The following is a 278-nucleotide window of genomic DNA, read 5'->3' as shown; positions in this document are numbered from 1 at the left end:
CACTAATATTTGATTACGGAGACAATGCCTACTCCTTTGATGAAGAAACACAGACCATGACCATGTCCGATTTTGATATTTCCCGACATTTTGAGCAAGCTGGAAAGTTGTTGGGAGAGGGTTTACACAAGGAATATTGGATTCGTCATAGTACCCGTGACCATATCGATGTAAAAAAAGAAATCATCATTCTTACAAATGATACGGATGCAATGGAAAGGATTAATGAGTATGCTGAGGAAGAATTCATAACACTGTACGAAAACAACAAGCGATCC

Annotated in this window: 1 pseudogene; it reads left to right on the top strand. The window is 38.5% G+C overall.

What is annotated here, in order from left to right:
* Positions 1 to 278: pseudogene (locus RYX56_RS22055) on the top strand (hypothetical protein); the annotation flags it as partial.

Origin of the sequence: Alkalihalophilus lindianensis, assembly GCF_032843265.1 — a bacterium.
Taxonomy (GTDB): Bacteria; Bacillota; Bacilli; order Bacillales; family Bacillaceae_D; genus Alkalihalophilus; species Alkalihalophilus lindianensis.
This window is presented reverse-complemented; position numbering and strand designations above follow the sequence as displayed.